The 16,186-nt window shown below is 52.7% G+C and carries 12 protein-coding genes; 2 read left to right on the top strand and 10 right to left on the bottom strand.

Annotated features, from left to right (window positions below; all coding sequences use genetic code 11):
* Positions 1 to 48 precede the first annotated feature (48 nt).
* The 10 genes from MUU46_RS19040 to MUU46_RS18995 all read right to left on the bottom strand — a co-directional run bounded on the left by MUU46_RS19040 (position 49) and on the right by MUU46_RS18995 (position 12,975).
* Positions 49 to 1,278 (bottom strand): winged helix-turn-helix domain-containing protein, encoded by a 1,230-nt coding sequence (locus MUU46_RS19040; protein ID WP_258966359.1) that lies wholly within the window; start codon positions 1,276 to 1,278, stop codon positions 49 to 51.
* A gap of 40 nt (positions 1,279 to 1,318) precedes the next feature.
* Positions 1,319 to 2,299, bottom strand: a complete 981-nt coding sequence (gene lpxK / locus MUU46_RS19035) for a tetraacyldisaccharide 4'-kinase (RefSeq protein WP_258966358.1) — start codon at positions 2,297 to 2,299, stop codon at positions 1,319 to 1,321.
* Positions 2,296 to 4,044, bottom strand: a complete 1,749-nt coding sequence (msbA, locus tag MUU46_RS19030; protein ID WP_258966357.1) for a lipid A ABC transporter ATP-binding protein/permease MsbA — start codon at positions 4,042 to 4,044, stop codon at positions 2,296 to 2,298. Before msbA ends, lpxK begins: the two co-directional genes overlap by 4 nt.
* 36 nt (positions 4,045 to 4,080) lie before the next feature.
* On the bottom strand, positions 4,081 to 6,342 hold the full coding sequence (locus MUU46_RS19025; protein ID WP_258966356.1) for a ComEC family protein: 2,262 nt from the start codon (positions 6,340 to 6,342) through the stop codon (positions 4,081 to 4,083).
* A gap of 238 nt (positions 6,343 to 6,580) precedes the next feature.
* Positions 6,581 to 6,865, bottom strand: coding sequence for an integration host factor subunit beta (gene ihfB, locus MUU46_RS19020; RefSeq protein ID WP_110509901.1), 285 nt, complete (start codon positions 6,863 to 6,865; stop codon positions 6,581 to 6,583).
* A gap of 129 nt (positions 6,866 to 6,994) precedes the next feature.
* On the bottom strand, positions 6,995 to 8,668 hold the full coding sequence (gene rpsA, locus MUU46_RS19015) for a 30S ribosomal protein S1 (protein ID WP_159753739.1): 1,674 nt from the start codon (positions 8,666 to 8,668) through the stop codon (positions 6,995 to 6,997).
* 125 nt (positions 8,669 to 8,793) lie between these two features.
* The gene (gene cmk, locus MUU46_RS19010; protein ID WP_159753742.1) at positions 8,794 to 9,477 is read right to left on the bottom strand and encodes a (d)CMP kinase; all 684 of its coding nucleotides are present in this window, start codon (positions 9,475 to 9,477) and stop codon (positions 8,794 to 8,796) included.
* 185 nt (positions 9,478 to 9,662) lie between these two features.
* Entirely contained in the window at positions 9,663 to 10,946 is a 1,284-nt protein-coding gene (gene aroA, locus MUU46_RS19005; RefSeq protein ID WP_159753745.1) for a 3-phosphoshikimate 1-carboxyvinyltransferase, read from the bottom strand.
* Positions 10,947 to 11,015: 69 nt separating this feature from the next.
* Entirely contained in the window at positions 11,016 to 12,104 is a 1,089-nt protein-coding gene (gene serC, locus MUU46_RS19000; RefSeq protein WP_159753748.1) for a 3-phosphoserine/phosphohydroxythreonine transaminase, read from the bottom strand.
* A 178-nt stretch (positions 12,105 to 12,282) separates the two neighbouring features.
* Positions 12,283 to 12,975, bottom strand: coding sequence for a YetF domain-containing protein (locus MUU46_RS18995; protein WP_159753751.1), 693 nt, complete (start codon positions 12,973 to 12,975; stop codon positions 12,283 to 12,285).
* Positions 12,976 to 13,112: 137 nt separating this feature from the next.
* Between MUU46_RS18995 and ycaO the strand changes: the two genes are divergently transcribed.
* Together ycaO and focA are read left to right on the top strand one after the other, a co-directional pair.
* Complete coding sequence (gene ycaO / locus MUU46_RS18990) at positions 13,113 to 14,879, top strand: 30S ribosomal protein S12 methylthiotransferase accessory factor YcaO (RefSeq protein ID WP_258966355.1); 1,767 nt, start codon at positions 13,113 to 13,115, stop codon at positions 14,877 to 14,879.
* A gap of 397 nt (positions 14,880 to 15,276) precedes the next feature.
* The gene (focA, locus tag MUU46_RS18985) at positions 15,277 to 16,134 is read left to right on the top strand and encodes a formate transporter FocA (RefSeq protein ID WP_159753757.1); all 858 of its coding nucleotides are present in this window, start codon (positions 15,277 to 15,279) and stop codon (positions 16,132 to 16,134) included.
* Positions 16,135 to 16,186: the final 52 nt, after the last annotated feature.

Below are 16,186 nucleotides of genomic sequence, written 5' to 3'. Positions count from 1 at the left end.
TCCAGATGGACCGAAAAAGTATCTGCCGCAGCATAGCACAGAGCCCGTTTATGCGGCGTCAATTTCCCATCCCTTTGGCTGAGCGTTGAAAAGTTCAGCAGGTCGATGGTTAAGTAGCACGCGTCCGGCACCTTGCCAGCGCGCAAAATCATTGATGGCTTGCATCAGGCCTTTTTCCAGCGCCTGGCTCACCCGCACGCCGTCTTGCAAATAGACGGCAAAGATTTCCAGCACGCCGGTTTTACGGTGCATTTTGCTGTCCATCCGCCCCACCAGTTTTCCCTGGTGCAGTAACGGCAGAACAAAATAACCAAACTGGCGCTTCGGTGCAGGCGTGTAACATTCAAGCCGATAGGTAAAATCGAAAAGCTGCTCAGCACGCTTGCGGTCCCAGACTACTGGGTCAAATGGCGAAAGCACTGCGCTGTGGGTGGCGGTCAATTTTCCCGCCTGCGCATCCTCTAGCAGAGGCTGTAAATCAGCATGCAGCCACATCGCCCCAAGCCCTTTGACATCAACAGGAATTATTAGCCCCTCTTCTTGCCAGCGTGCAAGTAAGGCAGGCAACGCAGGCTGCCGTAAACGGTAGTAATCCGCCAGCCATTGGCCGCGAAAAATGCCGAGACTTCGGGCGCTGTTTTGCAGCATTAATTCTTCGGCCTGTTCCTGAGCGAGCAGATCGCGCTCGTCGTCCCAATGCGGCATCACCCGTGAGGTCAAATCGTATATACGTTGAAAATTATGGCGGCCAATCACCATTACTTTCCCGGCGGTGAACAGCCCTTCCAGATGGCGCTTGTGCGGCTTCCATTCCCACCAGCCGCTGGCACCTTTACGGGGATGCTCAAAATCTGCCGAGCGAACCGGCCCGTTTTGCTGAATGTGCTCGATGAGCAACTCTATTTCAGCGGCATGCTCCACCATCCACTCTTTGCGATACTTCCAGCCCATCGTGTCGGGCGAAAGCATCCGATGGCGAATCAGTGAAAAGTCACTTCTCGGTAAGAAGCAGGCTTCGTGGGCCCAGTACTCCATCAGCTCTCCACGGTTTAATGCCTCGTCAAGCCAGTGTGATGGATAGCTGCCCAGGCGACTGAATAACACCAGCCAGGGGCTGCGCGCAACGACGTTAATGGTGTCGATTTGCAGCAAAGACATGCGTTGAATGGTAGAAAGAATGTCACCCGGTTTCGGGCAACGACGGGGCTTTTTGAGTAACCCCTGAGCGGCAAGATGAAGATGGCGTGCGGCATTTAGTGAAAGCGTTACTTCTGACATTCGAAGTCCTCGTCAGCTCTGCCTGCCCGCACGCGGTGCGCTAGCGTTGCGCCAGGCTCACCAGTTTCTGAATCAACCGTGTGGCCTGCTCGTCGTCAAAAACAGCGTCCACCGGTAAATACCACCAGTTTTCTCCGGCAAAAGCGCGACACTTGACCGCGTCTTTTTCCGTCATTACCAGCGTTTGCTTGTTAGTCGCGAGGGCTTGTACATCCGCTGCGCTTAACGCCTGATGATCGCCCAATGCCACGATTTTCACCGGCTGCACGCCGCAGCTTTCAAGGGTGGCAAAAAAACGCGGAGGATGGCCAATTCCGGCCATTGCGACAACGTCCGTCAGCAAAGAGACGCTACGTTTTTCGCCCGTTTTAAGGTTAACGGCCATGCCAGGGCGCAGCTGCATCGGGATTTCCCCCGCACGCGGTACGCCACCATTGACGATAACCGCATCCACGCGTTTCAGACGTGAAGCGCGTTCGCGCATCGGCCCGGCGGGCAACCACCAGCCATTGCCAAAACGACGGATGCCATCAACCACAACGATTTCAACATCACGCGCGAGGCGGTAATGCTGGAGACCATCGTCGGTGATGATGATTTGCAGATCATGCGCTGCCAGCAATGCCTGAACAGCCTCACTGCGGTTAGGGGAAACGGCGACGGGCGCCCCGGTACGTTGATAAATCAACACCGGTTCATCGCCCGCTTCGTCAGTGGTGGTGTCTGAGGTTAACAGCAATGGATAATGAGCTGCTTTGCCGCCGTAGCCGCGAGAAACGACGCCTGCTTTAATGCCGTGCTGCTGAAGTTGCTCCACCAGCCAGATAGCGACTGGCGTTTTACCGTTACCGCCTGCGGTGAGATTCCCTACCACCGCGACCGGAACCGGCGCACGCCAGGCTTTCTGAATACCTAAACGATAGCTGAGACGAATGACGCCGCTCACCAGGCCATACAGCCAGGAGAGCGGCAACAGCAGCAACCAGAGCGGGGATTCCCCAGACCAGATACGTGCGATCATTGCCCAAATTGCATTTTATGCAGCTGAGCATAGACGCCGCGATGTTCCAGCAGCTCCTGATGACTACCGCGCTCAACGATACGCCCATCTTCGACGACGACAATTTCATCGGCTTTTTCGATGGTGGACAGTCGGTGAGCGATCACCAGAGAAGTACGATTTTTCTGCAGTTCATCCAGCGCGGCCTGAATGGCACGTTCGGACTCGGTATCCAGGGCTGACGTCGCCTCATCCAGAATCAGGATCGGGCTGTCACGAAGCAGCGCGCGGGCAATAGCGATACGCTGCCGCTGACCGCCGGAAAGCAACACGCCATTCTCACCAATCACCGTGTCCAGGCCGTTATCCATCTTACTGATGAAGTCCATGGCGTAAGCCATTGTCGCGGCCTTCTCAATATCTTCACGGCTGTACAGATCGGTACGGGCGTAAGCGATGTTATTCGCCACGGTATCGTTGAACAGATGAACGTTCTGCGAAACCAGCGCCACCTGGTCGCGCAGCGATGCCAGGGTATATTCGCGGATATCGTGTCCGTCGAGCACAATGTTGCCTGTATCCACATCATAGAAACGCGTAATCAGGCTCGCGATGGTGGACTTACCCGAACCGGAACGTCCCACCAGTGCGACAGTTTTCCCTTCAGCAACATGCAGATTGATGTCACGCAGCGCAGGCACTTCGCGGCCTGGATACGTAAAGGTGACGTCTTTAAATTCGAGATTACCCTTCGCACGTTCAACAACGCGGGTACCTTGGTCTTTTTCCTGCTCGGTATCGAGGATAGCGAACAGCGTCTGGCAGGCCGCCATACCACGCTGGAACTGGGCATTGACGTTGGTCAGAGACTTCAGAGGACGCATTAACGCGATCATTGAAGAGAACACAACCGTGATGGTACCCGCAGTCAACGTTTCCATTACGCTCGGGAAGCTCGCCGCATAGAGTACAAAGGCCAGCGCCAGCGACGCAATCAGCTGAATGATTGGGTCAGAGATTGAAGAAGCAGAAACCATCTTCATACCCTGCAAACGCATTTTATTGCTGACTTTATCGAAACGCTTGGTTTCGACCTCTTGACCGCCAAACATCAGGACTTCTTTATGCCCTTTAAGCATTTGCTCTGCACTGGTGGTCACCTGCCCCATCGTGTTTTGCATATTTTTACTGATGCTGCGGAAACGCTTGGACACATGGCGAATAGCAAAGGAAACAATCGGGGCCAGTACGAGAAGGATCACCGACAGCTGCCAGCTGTACCAGAACATCATGATAAACAGGCCGATAATTGAGGCCCCTTCACGGACTACGGTAATCAGTGCGCTGGAAGAGGATGAAGCAACCTGTTCGGAGTCATAGGTGATACGTGACAGCAAGGTACCGGTGGACTGTTTGTCGAAAAACGAGACCGGCATACCCATCATATGGCCGAAAAGGCGGCGGCGCATGGTCATGACCACTTTGCCTGAAACCCAGGAAATACAGTAGCTTGATATGTAGCTGGTCACGCCACGGAGGATCATCAATCCGATGACCACCAGCGGCATCCACAGCAGCACTGAGCGGTCCGTTTTCCCAAAACCATCATCCAGTAACGGTTTAAGAAGCGACAGCATAAAGGTGTCACTGGCAGCGTTAAGTACCAACGCGACTGCAGCCACGATAAGGCCAGCTTTAAAAGGCGCAATCGTTGGCCAAAGTCGGCGGAAAGTCTGCCACGTGGAGAGATCTTTGTCGTTCTGCATTCAAAAAACCAGCTTATGTTGAGATAGCCGCACATTCTACCCGTTATCACCAGCATCGCCAAACCACTGATGATACCAACGGGGGTATATTTGATCACGTAAGCTCTGGATTTGCCAACCTTCTGGTGAAAAGTTGACCGTGATCTGTCCTTGGTGAGGCGTATCGAACCAACGATAATTCCGCTGGTTGTAACGCGTTTTCACCTTTGCCGAGGGAAAATGCCAGGCATTGTAGCGCGCCGTCGAAGCCAACGCGGCCTGCCCATCAATCCGTTGAAGTAATGCCAATGATGATGACGTCGAACTGCCATGATGTGGCACCTGAACAAGTGTAGACGCAAGATGCTGCCAGTAATGACTGAGCATTGACATTTCTGCCGATATTTCAATATCTCCCGTCAATAAAACGCTATAGCGCCCGTCATCAACCCGTACAACACACGAGCGGTTATTGCCTTTCGCCATTGTGCCCGGCAACGGCCAGACCGCACGGAAGGTCAGTCCTTGCCAGCGCCAGCTTTCCCCTCGAAAACAGGGTAAATGCCCTTCCCACTGTAACGGGCTTCTGACCCACAGTGCAGGCCAGGTTTTCAGCAGCGTTTCCAGTCCTCCACGATGGTCGAGATGTTCGTGACTGAGAACGATACCTTCTGGCTGTAGATGATGCCAGCGCAGCCACGGGATAATGAGCTGTTGGGCACTGTCGCCCCCTGGCCAGGCAAGCCCGGTATCATAGAGCAGCGCTTTGCCGTTTCGAGTAATGACCACGGATAACCCCTGCCCCACATCCAGCATGGTCACTGACCACACCTGGGGTGGCGACTGACGCCAGAGTGGGAAAGTAAGGAGGGTTCCGCATGCCAGTATTGAGGCTGGCCAGCTCATCCAGCCATTGAGTCGCCAGAGGATAATGACCAGCCACGGCATTACTACAATGCCTTGCCAGCGATAATCGATATCTTGCCATCCCTGCGGCAGAGCGCGAAAAAACCAAAACAAGCCTTCGAGCAGGCGGTCGGCTAACAGCCAGATATAATTTTCCATGGTCGCCGGTCCGGTAAAATGCAGCACGACACCGGCCAACAAAAGCGGAATTTCACCCAGCGTCACCACAGGCACAGCCACAAGATTGGCGGGAAGAGATGTCCAGGACATGCCGTGAAAGATGCTCACTTGCAATGGAAGCAGAAGCAGCATCAGTCCCAACTGTAAATGCACTAACGAAATCAGTCCCTTTATTATGACGTTACATTGCAGGCGAAGGGGTGGCATCCACTGATACCAGAAGATCAACGTTGCAACGGCAAAAGCTGATAACCACAGGCTTTGTGTCAAAATGGCCAAAGGATCCAACACCAGGATTGCGGCGATACAGCACAGCCAGACTTCCCATGGCGTCCATCGACGACAACTTAAGCGCAGCAGCAGCCAGACTCCGGCCGCGATAATGGCGCGCAGAGCCGGAGGCTGTAATCCACTTAACCACGCGTAAATCAGCGCCAGAAGAAAGCTGACGCAAAGGGGCATTCGCCAGCCAATCCAGCGGCATGGCAGCACTCTCTGTATACCTCGTACCAAGACCCAACCCATCATCGCCACCAGAGAAATATGCAATCCGGAAATCGCCATCAGATGCGAGGTTCCCGTTTCTTGTAGCAGACGTTTTATTTCCACTGGAACATCTGCACGCTCACCAACAGCCAAAGCCAGCATGACGTGTTTCCACGAATAAGGTTCGAGTGCTTTCGTCAACGCGAAAACTAACTGCGATCGTATGCTGCACCGACCGTCTACTAAATGCGCCTGCGCAAAGCGCCCGGTTAATGGACGATGTAATGAAAGCGCATGGCGCTGACTGTCAAACATGCCCTCATTGAGTAAACCGTGTACCGCCCGGGCTTTAATGGTCATTTGCCAGATTTGCCCTACGCAGCCCTTTTCCGGCAGTGCCTGACCATAAAGAACGATACCCGGTGCGGGGATTTGGCGCCGGCCGTTGATCTGCAGCAGTTTACCGTAATGCGTGGTTTCACCGTCCGTGGCGGCGATCTCCACTTCTGCCTGCAACGGTCTTCCGGATAGCGTATTTGCCGGAATGATAATCTTCTGCGCAGCAAAAACACCCCAGCAGAAAAAGAGCGCAGTAAGACCCACTATTCTGAAGCGCCGAGCAATAATGACAAACGCAATTGCCACTAACGCAATCGTGCCAGCAACCTCTACCGAAGGTAATTGGGGTAACCAAAACAAAGGGCAAATGCCGATAATGGCACTGATGGCTAGTGTGGGTAATCGCATGACACCTCCCTGTCGCGAGCAGTCTCATGCTTTCAAGTTTGAGTGTCTTTAGACAAATACAGACGTTGTGAGGAGGATTCCAGGAAATCGATGTTGTTGCAAATAGTGCATTGTGCTTTCCGAAGAGTGTTCCAAGCCTTGGTGGCCACCTCACGAAAGGTACGCATTCCAGAAACGAAAAAAGCACCCTATGGGTGCTTTCATCTCGTTCAAGTTTCGCAGGAACCCCCGCAATAACTCAATCGTAAATATTGGCGCGATCGCGCAATTCTTTCCCCGGCTTAAAGTGCGGAACGTATTTACCTTCCAGCTCGACTTTATCGCCTGTTTTCGGGTTACGCCCAACGCGTGGAGCGCGGTAATGCAAAGAGAAACTACCGAAACCGCGGATTTCAATGCGCTCGCCCTGGGCTAGCGTAGAGGCCATATGTTCCAGCATCTCTTTCACAGCATCTTCAACCGCTTTCGCAGGGATGTGAGATTGCTGGCTTGCAAGTCTTTCGATGAGCTCTGACTTGGTCATGATTCCTCCGGTTTCCTTTCAGGAAAGTATAAGCTAACAGCTTGAACAAGGGCGGCCGTAGCCGCCCTTTGTTGTTGATTACAGGACGAATCCTGCAATCTGTCAAGTTACTCGTGAAGAGTGACCTGATTACTCGCCTTTAGCTGCTTTAAATGCTTCAGCCATAGCGTTGGAGAAGTTGCTTTCTTCCTGTTTGTTGTTAACAGTAGCGATTGCATCTTTCTCGTCAGCTTCGTCTTTAGCACGTACAGACAGGCTGATTGCACGGTTCTTACGGTCAACACCGGTGAATTTAGCTTCAACGTCGTCGCCTACGTTCAGAACCAGAGTTGCATCTTCAACGCGGTCACGTGATGCTTCAGAAGCACGCAGGTAACCTTCAACGCCGTCAGCCAGTTCTACGGTTGCGCCTTTAGCGTCAACTGCAGTCACTTTACCGTTAACGATAGCGCCTTTCTTGTTCAGAGCAACCCAGTTGTTGAACGGATCTTCAGCCAGCTGTTTCACGCCCAGGGAGATGCGCTCACGCTCTGCGTCAACCTGCAGAACAACGGCAGCGATTTCGTCGCCTTTCTTGAATTCACGAACTGCTTCTTCGCCTGCAACGTTCCAGGAGATGTCAGACAGGTGAACCAGACCGTCGATGCCGCCGTCCAGGCCGATGAAGATACCGAAGTCAGTGATAGACTTGATTTTACCTTCAACGCGGTCGCCCTTGTTGTGGGTTTCTGCGAACAGCTGCCATGGGTTAGATTTGCACTGCTTCAGACCCAGGGAGATACGACGACGTTCTTCGTCGATGTCCAGAACCATAACTTCCACTACATCACCAACGTTAACAACTTTGGATGGGTGGATGTTTTTGTTGGTCCAGTCCATTTCGGAAACGTGCACCAGGCCTTCAACGCCTTCTTCGATTTCAACGAAGCAGCCGTAGTCGGTCAGGTTGGTCACGCGACCAGTCAGTTTGGTACCTTCTGGGTAACGCTTAGCGATAGCTACCCATGGATCTTCGCCCAGCTGCTTCAGACCCAGAGAAACACGGGTACGCTCGCGGTCGAACTTCAGCACTTTAACAGTGATTTCGTCGCCAACGTTCACGATTTCGCTTGGGTGTTTAACGCGTTTCCACGCCATGTCAGTGATGTGCAGCAGGCCGTCTACGCCGCCCAGGTCAACGAATGCGCCGTAGTCAGTGAGGTTCTTAACGATACCTTTGACTTCCATGCCTTCCTGGAGGTTTTCGAGCAGCTGATCACGTTCTGCGCTGTTTTCGGATTCGATAACGGCACGACGGGAAACAACAACGTTGTTACGCTTCTGGTCCAGCTTGATAACTTTGAACTCAAGCTCTTTGCCTTCCAGGTGCAGCGTATCGCGAACTGGACGCACGTCTACCAGTGAACCTGGCAGGAACGCACGAATACCGTTCAGCTCAACAGTGAAGCCACCTTTAACTTTGCCGTTGATAACACCAACAACAGTTTCAGCGTCTTCGTATGCTTTTTCCAGCGTGATCCAAGCTTCGTGACGCTTAGCTTTCTCACGGGACAGCAGGGTTTCGCCGAAGCCGTCTTCTACTGCGTCCAGCGCAACGTCAACTTCGTCACCGACCTGGATTTCCAGCTCGCCCTGGGCGTTTTTGAACTGCTCTGCCGGGATGGCGGATTCAGATTTCAGACCGGCGTCAACCAGTACGATATCTTTATCGATAGCAACAACAACACCACGAACGATGGAACCCGGACGGGTTTCGATTGTTTTTAAGGATTCTTCAAATAGTTGAGCAAAAGATTCAGTCATGTTTAATCTTCGAAGTTAGATTTAACGTCCACCTGACACCATGTCGGATGGGGTTGTTTAACATACCCGCTCACAATCCATTGCAGCGGGGGTACTACAAATTCGGAGGCTCGCTTATCTTTTAATCAGACAGCAGCCAGTTTTTGGCGCGCGTATTGTAACGCTTTTTCAATCACTTGCTCAATGCTTAATCGTGTTGAATCCAGGACTAAGGCATCAGCAGCGGGAACTAACGGTGCCACCGCACGGTTGCGGTCACGGTCATCGCGTTCCTTTATCTCGACCAAAAGGCGTTCAAAGTTAACACTAAAGCCCTTTTCCTGCAACTGAAGCATACGGCGTTGAGCACGTTCTTCCGGGGATGCGTCGAGGAAAATCTTGACCGGTGCATCGGTAAACACCACGGTTCCCATGTCGCGTCCGTCAGCAATCAGGCCCGGGGCTTCACGGAATGCACGCTGGCGACGCAACAACGCTTCACGTACGCGCGGGAACGCTGCCACCTGAGAGGCCGCATTTGCTACTTCCTGAGTGCGGATTTCGCCACTAACGTCTTCGCCCTCGAGGATAACCTCAAGATTACCGTCGGTAGAAACAAAACGAACATCCAGATGTGCCGCCAGTGGGACCAGTGCTTCTTCGGAGGTCACGTCGACGTGATGATGTAATGCCGCCAGAGCCAGGACGCGATAAATAGCGCCAGAATCCAACAGGTGCCATTGCAGTGCTTCCGCCATGGCTTTGCACAGCGTGCCTTTCCCGGCGCCGCTAGGCCCGTCAATGGTAATTACCGGGGCAATTGCCGTCATCGTACTCTCCTTCAATCAGGGCGTCTGTTACTTAAACGCCGCGCATTATACTCGTCAAAGCGCCAGTCCGTTACTGTTGCGTGCAAAATGCGGAATAATGGCCACCTATCGAACAATATTTGGGCAAGTATAGTTTAGACGCGGGCAGAACAACGCCGACCAGACGGTCGGCGCTGGAAGCAATATCAGGCAGGGGTACTGATGCGAGCGAGTTGTTCGAAATAGTCCGGGAAAGTTTTCGCCGTACATTTCGGATCAAGAATGGTCACCGGCGTGTCGGACAACGCCACCAGCGAGAAACACATCGCCATGCGGTGGTCGTTATAAGTACCGATCTCTGCCACGGTCAGATGCGCTGGCGGGGTCACGCGAATATAGTCTTCGCCCTCTTCCACTTCCGCACCCACTTTACGCAGCTCTGTCGCCATCGCGAACAAGCGATCGGTTTCTTTCACACGCCAATTGTAGATGTTACGCAGCGTCGTCGTGCCTTTGGCAAAAAGCGCGGTCGTGGCGATAGTCATCGCCGCATCAGGAATATGGTTCATATCCATATCGATGGCGGTCAGTTCAGCGCCCGTGCAGGCAATGAAGTCATCACCCCAAGTCACGGTCGCCCCCATTTTTTCCAGCACATCGGCAAAGCGGATATCGCCCTGCACGCTGTTGCGACCGATTCCGGTAACTTTTACCGTGCCGCCTTTGATTGCGCCCGCGGCGAGGAAATACGACGCAGAAGAAGCATCACCTTCCACCAAATACGCGCCCGGTGACTGATAATGCTGCCCGCCTTTGACGACAAAATGCTGATAGTTCTGATTATCCACCGTCACGCCAAAGGTATTCATAAGATGCAGCGTAATATCGATGTACGGCTTAGAAACCAGCTCACCTTTAATGGTGATAACGGTATCCTGCGCAGCCAGCGGGGCAGTCATTAACAGCGCCGTCAGGAACTGGCTGGACACACTGCCGTCAACGGCGACTTCCCCCCCCACGAAACCGCCCTTCAGGCGCAGCGGCGGATAATTTTCCTGCTCAAGATATTCAATCTGCGCGCCGCCCTGTCGCAGCGCATCAACCAGATGCCCAATCGGGCGCTCTTTCATGCGCGGTTCACCGGTCAGCACGATATCGTTACTGCCCAGGCACAATGCCGCCGCCAGTGGGCGCATTGCCGTTCCGGCGTTACCCAGGAACAGTTCCAACGCCGCCTCTGCTTTCAACGGGCCGCCATTGCCGGTAACTTCGCAGCGTGTGCGGTCAGAAGACAGAGTGTACTGGACGCCCAACGCGGTCAGGGCATTGAGCATGTGGCGTACATCGTCGCTGTCTAGCAGATTGGTCAGAACAGTGGTGCCATGGCCCAGCGCCGCCAGCAGCAAAGCGCGGTTTGAGACGCTTTTTGAACCAGGTAAATTGATGGTGCCGTCTACATGCGCGATGGGTTGTAACGTCAGGGATTCCATGAAACTCGACTCTCAAAAGCAGAAAATAAAAAACCCCGCAGACCCGCTGCGGGGATGGAAACAGGAACATTAACCGTGGCGGCGTTCGAACTCTTTCATGAAGTCGGTCAGCGCCTGAACGCCCGCCAGCGGCATGGCGTTATAAATAGAGGCGCGCATTCCACCGACCACACGATGGCCTTTCAATGCATGCAGGCCCGCGGCAAAAGATTCTTCGAGGAACAGCTTATCTAGTGCGCTATCAGCTAACTGGAACGGTACGTTCATCCGGGAACGGTTGGCTGCAGCCACGTCGTTACGGTAAAAATCGCTGTTATCGATAGTGCCGTACAGCAGTTCCGATTTTTGCTGGTTGATGCGGTTCATCACTTCTACACCACCCTGCGCCTTCAGCCACTTAAAGACCAGGCCAGACAGATACCAGGCAAAAGTCGGCGGCGTGTTGAACATCGAATCGTTGTCGTTCAGCACGCTGTAATCAATGATTGATGGGCAGGCGATGTGTGCTTTACCCAGCAGATCTTCACGCACGATAACCAGAGTCAGACCCGCCGGGCCAATGTTTTTCTGCGCACCAGCGTAAATCACGCCAAAGCGGCTGACATCAAGCGGGCTGGACAGGATCGTGGAGGAGTAATCCGCGGCTACCACAACGTCTTTACCGAAATTAGGGACTTCGTCAATGGCGATGCCGTCTATGGTTTCGTTCGGGCAATAGTGCAGATACGCCGCGTTGTCAGAGAGCTGCCAGTCGCGCATCGGTTTCACCCCACGCAGACCGTCAACGGTTACTTTGGCGTCAATAACGTTTGGAGTGCAGTATTTTTTCGCTTCTTTTACTGCACTGGCTGCCCAGTATCCGGCATCCACGTAGTCTGCCTCGGTTTTGTCGCCCAGCAGGTTCAGCGGAACGCCCGCGAACTGACCGCGACCACCGCCATGGCAGAACAGGACTTTATAGTTGGAAGGGATTTTAAGCAGGTCGCGGAAATCTTTTTCTGCTTCTTCGGCCACCTGGATGAACTCTTTACCACGATGGCTAATTTCCATTACCGAGGTACCCAACCCCTGCCAGTCGCAGAGTTCCTGTTGGGCCTGTTTAAGCACATCCGCCGGAAGCATTGCCGGGCCAGAACTAAAATTAAAGACCTGAGTCATTTCCCCTCACCACGCTATACACGTTATCAGCCCGTAGGCATAAGTTATTCCTGTGGATATCGGTTTTACCATTCAGTGACACAGGCCGCAATGGCTAATACTCGCGAGCCGAAAAATGTGTCCAGGCTCACACAACAGAATATGCCATCTTGACGTCACAATGCCGACAATTTGGCTATCAGGTGATGCGTTTTGCCCGACTGGCCTTGGCCCATTCGGGATGTGCGCAACGGGGGCATATTTGATGATCGCCTGCATGCATATGGAATATTGCACTGCACCGTGTGCAGGCGTAGTCATTCTCTTCAGGCACCGTTTTGAAGCGTTCAACGCACTCACCGGGCAAGATAGGCAAACCGGCTTTCACCTCGTCGTCGCTAAAAAAGTAGACACTGATTTGCCCATTCGTTTCCATGATAGCTCTTTTAACCTGCCCCAGATGCTCGATGCCACTCAGGCGCAACTCCATAAAAAACTCAAACTCGGTCATGTTTTCCGCGCGCAACTTTTCCCAGGCCAGCTCACCGTTTGCCACCACGATAATTGGCTTTCCTTCGAGCAAATCCTCCAGCTTTTCGCTGTGCGCCATCAACCACATAACCAGCCGGTATAACCCAGCCAGCGTGATAAAGACGATCAATACCGGGAGCATCGGCACATCATCATAAAACGCCACGTCTCCTGCAGCAGAACCTAATGTCAGGATGATGAGCACTTCGAAGAGCGACATCTGGCGCACACCGCGACGGCCCGTGATTTTTAAAAACAGGAATACCAGCACGAAGGTATAAAGGCTACGCAGGGCCACTTCTCCGAGAAATTCCGCGGGGACTTTATCGAAAGCCATTCGGTGGAGATCAAACGCTTGCATTTTAGTTGCCTGAACAGTGGGTTACTGCTTCTAAGCGTAGCCGAGCCTTTTATTTTCGCCGCTCGCGCCGGGACGATAGCGCCTGACACGCAAAACCCGTATCATTGCGCGCTTTCCGTACGATAAAAGTGATCGCCATGACCCAAACATTTATACCCGGCAAAGACGCCGCTCTGGAAGACTCCATCGCCCGCTTCCAGCAAAAATTAACGGACCTCGGATTTAACATTGAAGAAGCGTCCTGGCTGAATCCGGTGCCTAACGTCTGGTCTGTGCATATTCGCGACAAAGAATGCGCGCTGTGCTTCACTAACGGTAAAGGGGCAACTAAAAAAGCGGCCCTGGCTTCTGCTCTCGGCGAATATTTTGAGCGTCTGTCCACTAACTACTTCTTCGCCGATTTCTGGCTGGGTGAAACTATTGCCAATAGCCCGTTTGTGCATTATCCAAATGAAAAATGGTTCCCGCTGCCAGAAGACAACGACGTGCCGGAAGGCATTCTTGATGAGCGTCTGCGTGCGTTCTACGATCCGGACGAACAGCTGACTGCCAGCCTGCTTGTGGATCTGCAGTCCGATAATGACGATCGCGGCGTTTGCGGCCTGCCGTTCACCCGTCAGTCCGATGGCGAGACGATTTACATTCCGATGAACATCGTCGGCAACTTGTATGTTTCTAACGGCATGTCCGCCGGTAACACCCGCAACGAAGCACGTGTTCAGGGCCTGTCAGAAGTATTTGAGCGTCACATCAAAAACCGCATCATTGCGGAAAGCATCAGCCTGCCAGAAATCCCGGCCGAGGTGATGGCGCGTTATCCGAGCATCGTGGAATCCATCGCTAAGCTGGAAGCAGAAGGCTTCCCTATCTTTGCTTACGACGGTTCACTGGGCGGCAAATACCCGGTTATCTGCGTGGTGCTGTTCAACCCGGAAAACGGAACCTGTTTCGCCTCCTTCGGCGCGCACCCTGATTTCGGCGTTGCGCTGGAGCGTACCGTCACCGAGCTGCTGCAAGGTCGCGGCCTGAAAGATCTCGATGTTTTCACCCCGCCAACTTTCGATGACGAAGAAGTGGGCGAGCACGCTAACCTCGAAACACACTTCATCGATTCCAGCGGTTTGATCTCCTGGGATATGTTCAAACAGGACGCAGATTATCCGTTTGCTGACTGGAACTTCTCCGGCACCACGGAGGAAGAATTTGCCACGCTGATGGCGATTTTCCAGGCCGAAGATAAAGAAGTGTATATCGCAGATTACGAGCACCTGAGCGTTTACGCTTGTCGTATTATCGTGCCAGGCATGTCTGATATTTATCCTGCCGAAGACCTGTGGCTGGCAAATAACAATATGGGCAGCCAGCTGCGTGAGACCATTCTTTCTCTGCCGAGCAGCGAGTGGGAAAAAGCAGATTATCTGGCGCTGATTGAGCAGATGGATGATGAAGGTCTGGACGACTTCACCCGCGTACGTGAACTGCTGGGTATGGCGACCGGTAAGGATAACGGCTGGTACACCCTGCGCGTCGGTGAGCTGAAAGCCATGCTGGCGCTGGCCGGCGGTGACATGGAGCAGGCACTGATCTGGACCGAGTGGACCATGGAGTTCAATGCTTCCGTATTTAGCCCGGAACGTGCCAACTATTATCGCTGCCTACAGACGCTGTTGCTGCTGTCCCAGGAAGAAGAACGTCAGCCGTTGCAGTATCTGAACGCGTTTGTACGTATGTACGGCGTCGATGCGGTTGAAGCGGCGAGCGCGGCCTTGAGCGGTGAAGAGGCCTTCTACGGCCTGCAGCCTGTGGACAGCGACCTGGCGGCCTTCCCGGCGCATCAGTCGCTGTTGAAAGCGTACGAAAAGCTGCAACGCGCAAAAGCCAAATTCTGGGCTAATCCGCAGTAAAACCACAAATAACCTATGGCGAAACTATTCGCCTGCGCTATATTACGGGGCCTCAGAAAGGGCCCCGTTTTAATTTTCACGGCCCCTTCGTTAATTTGTAATAATTAAGTTAATTATGAGTAAATACTATTATTAGTAGCTTACAAACAATGTTAAATTTAATGCATATTACTCCATTTTAATTAACTGCTTAAAAGGGGGGCGCTGAAAAAATTCAACTCTAATTGCAAATTTTAAAATTTATTTTTATTTTGATAATCAAAAAGTTACGCCGCAATCGCTGAAAAACCATGCGCTTTGCGGGCCTATAAGCCAGGCGAGATATGATCTATATCAATTTCTCTTCTATAATGCTTTGTTAGTATCTCGTCGCCGACTTAATAAAGAGAGAGTTAGTGTGAAAGCTGACAACCCTTTTGATCTTTTACTCCCAGCTGAGATGGCCAAAGTGGCCGAGGAAGCGGGTGTCTATAAAGCAACGAAACAACCGCTCAAAACCTTTTTCCTGGCGATTACTGCGGGTGTATTCATCTCCATTGCCTTCGTCTTCTACATTACGTCCACGACAGGCACTGCGGGAATGCCGTTTGGTATTGCCAAGCTGATTGGCGGTATCTGCTTCTCACTGGGTCTTATCCTGTGTGTCATTTGCGGCGCTGACCTTTTCACCTCCACGGTGCTTATCGTGGTGGCTAAAGCAAGCGGCAAAATCACTTGGGGCCAACTGGCGAAGAACTGGTTCAACGTCTATGTTGGTAACCTGATTGGTGCCTTGTTGTTTGTTCTGCTGATGTGGTTATCTGGCGAATATATGGCCGCCAACGGAGGTTGGGGACTGAACGTCCTGCAAACTGCCGACCACAAAATGCATCATACTTTTATCGAGGCCGTGTGCCTGGGTATCCTGGCAAACCTGATGGTCTGTCTGGCGGTGTGGATGAGCTACTCCGGCCGCAGCCTGATGGATAAAGCAATGATAATGGTGCTGCCAGTGGCCATGTTTGTTGCCAGCGGCTTCGAGCACAGTATCGCGAACATGTTCATGATCCCAATGGGTATCGTCGTTCGCAACTTCGCCAGCCCGGAATTCTGGACCGCAATCGGTTCGTCTCCGGACAATTTCTCTCACCTGACTGTCATGAACTTCATCACTGATAACCTGATTCCGGTAACTATCGGGAACATTATTGGTGGCGGTCTGTTGGTTGGGTTGACGTACTGGGTCATTTACCTGCGTGGCAACGACAAGCACTAATCGTCGTTTCAGGCAGTAAATTAAGAAATCCACATAAGAAGGTAGGTGTTAC

This window comes from Scandinavium tedordense, assembly GCF_024764965.1.
Lineage (GTDB): Bacteria > Pseudomonadota > Gammaproteobacteria > Enterobacterales > Enterobacteriaceae > Scandinavium > Scandinavium tedordense.
The sequence above is the reverse complement of the archived record's forward strand: the minus strand, read 5'-3'. Positions and strand labels throughout refer to the sequence as shown.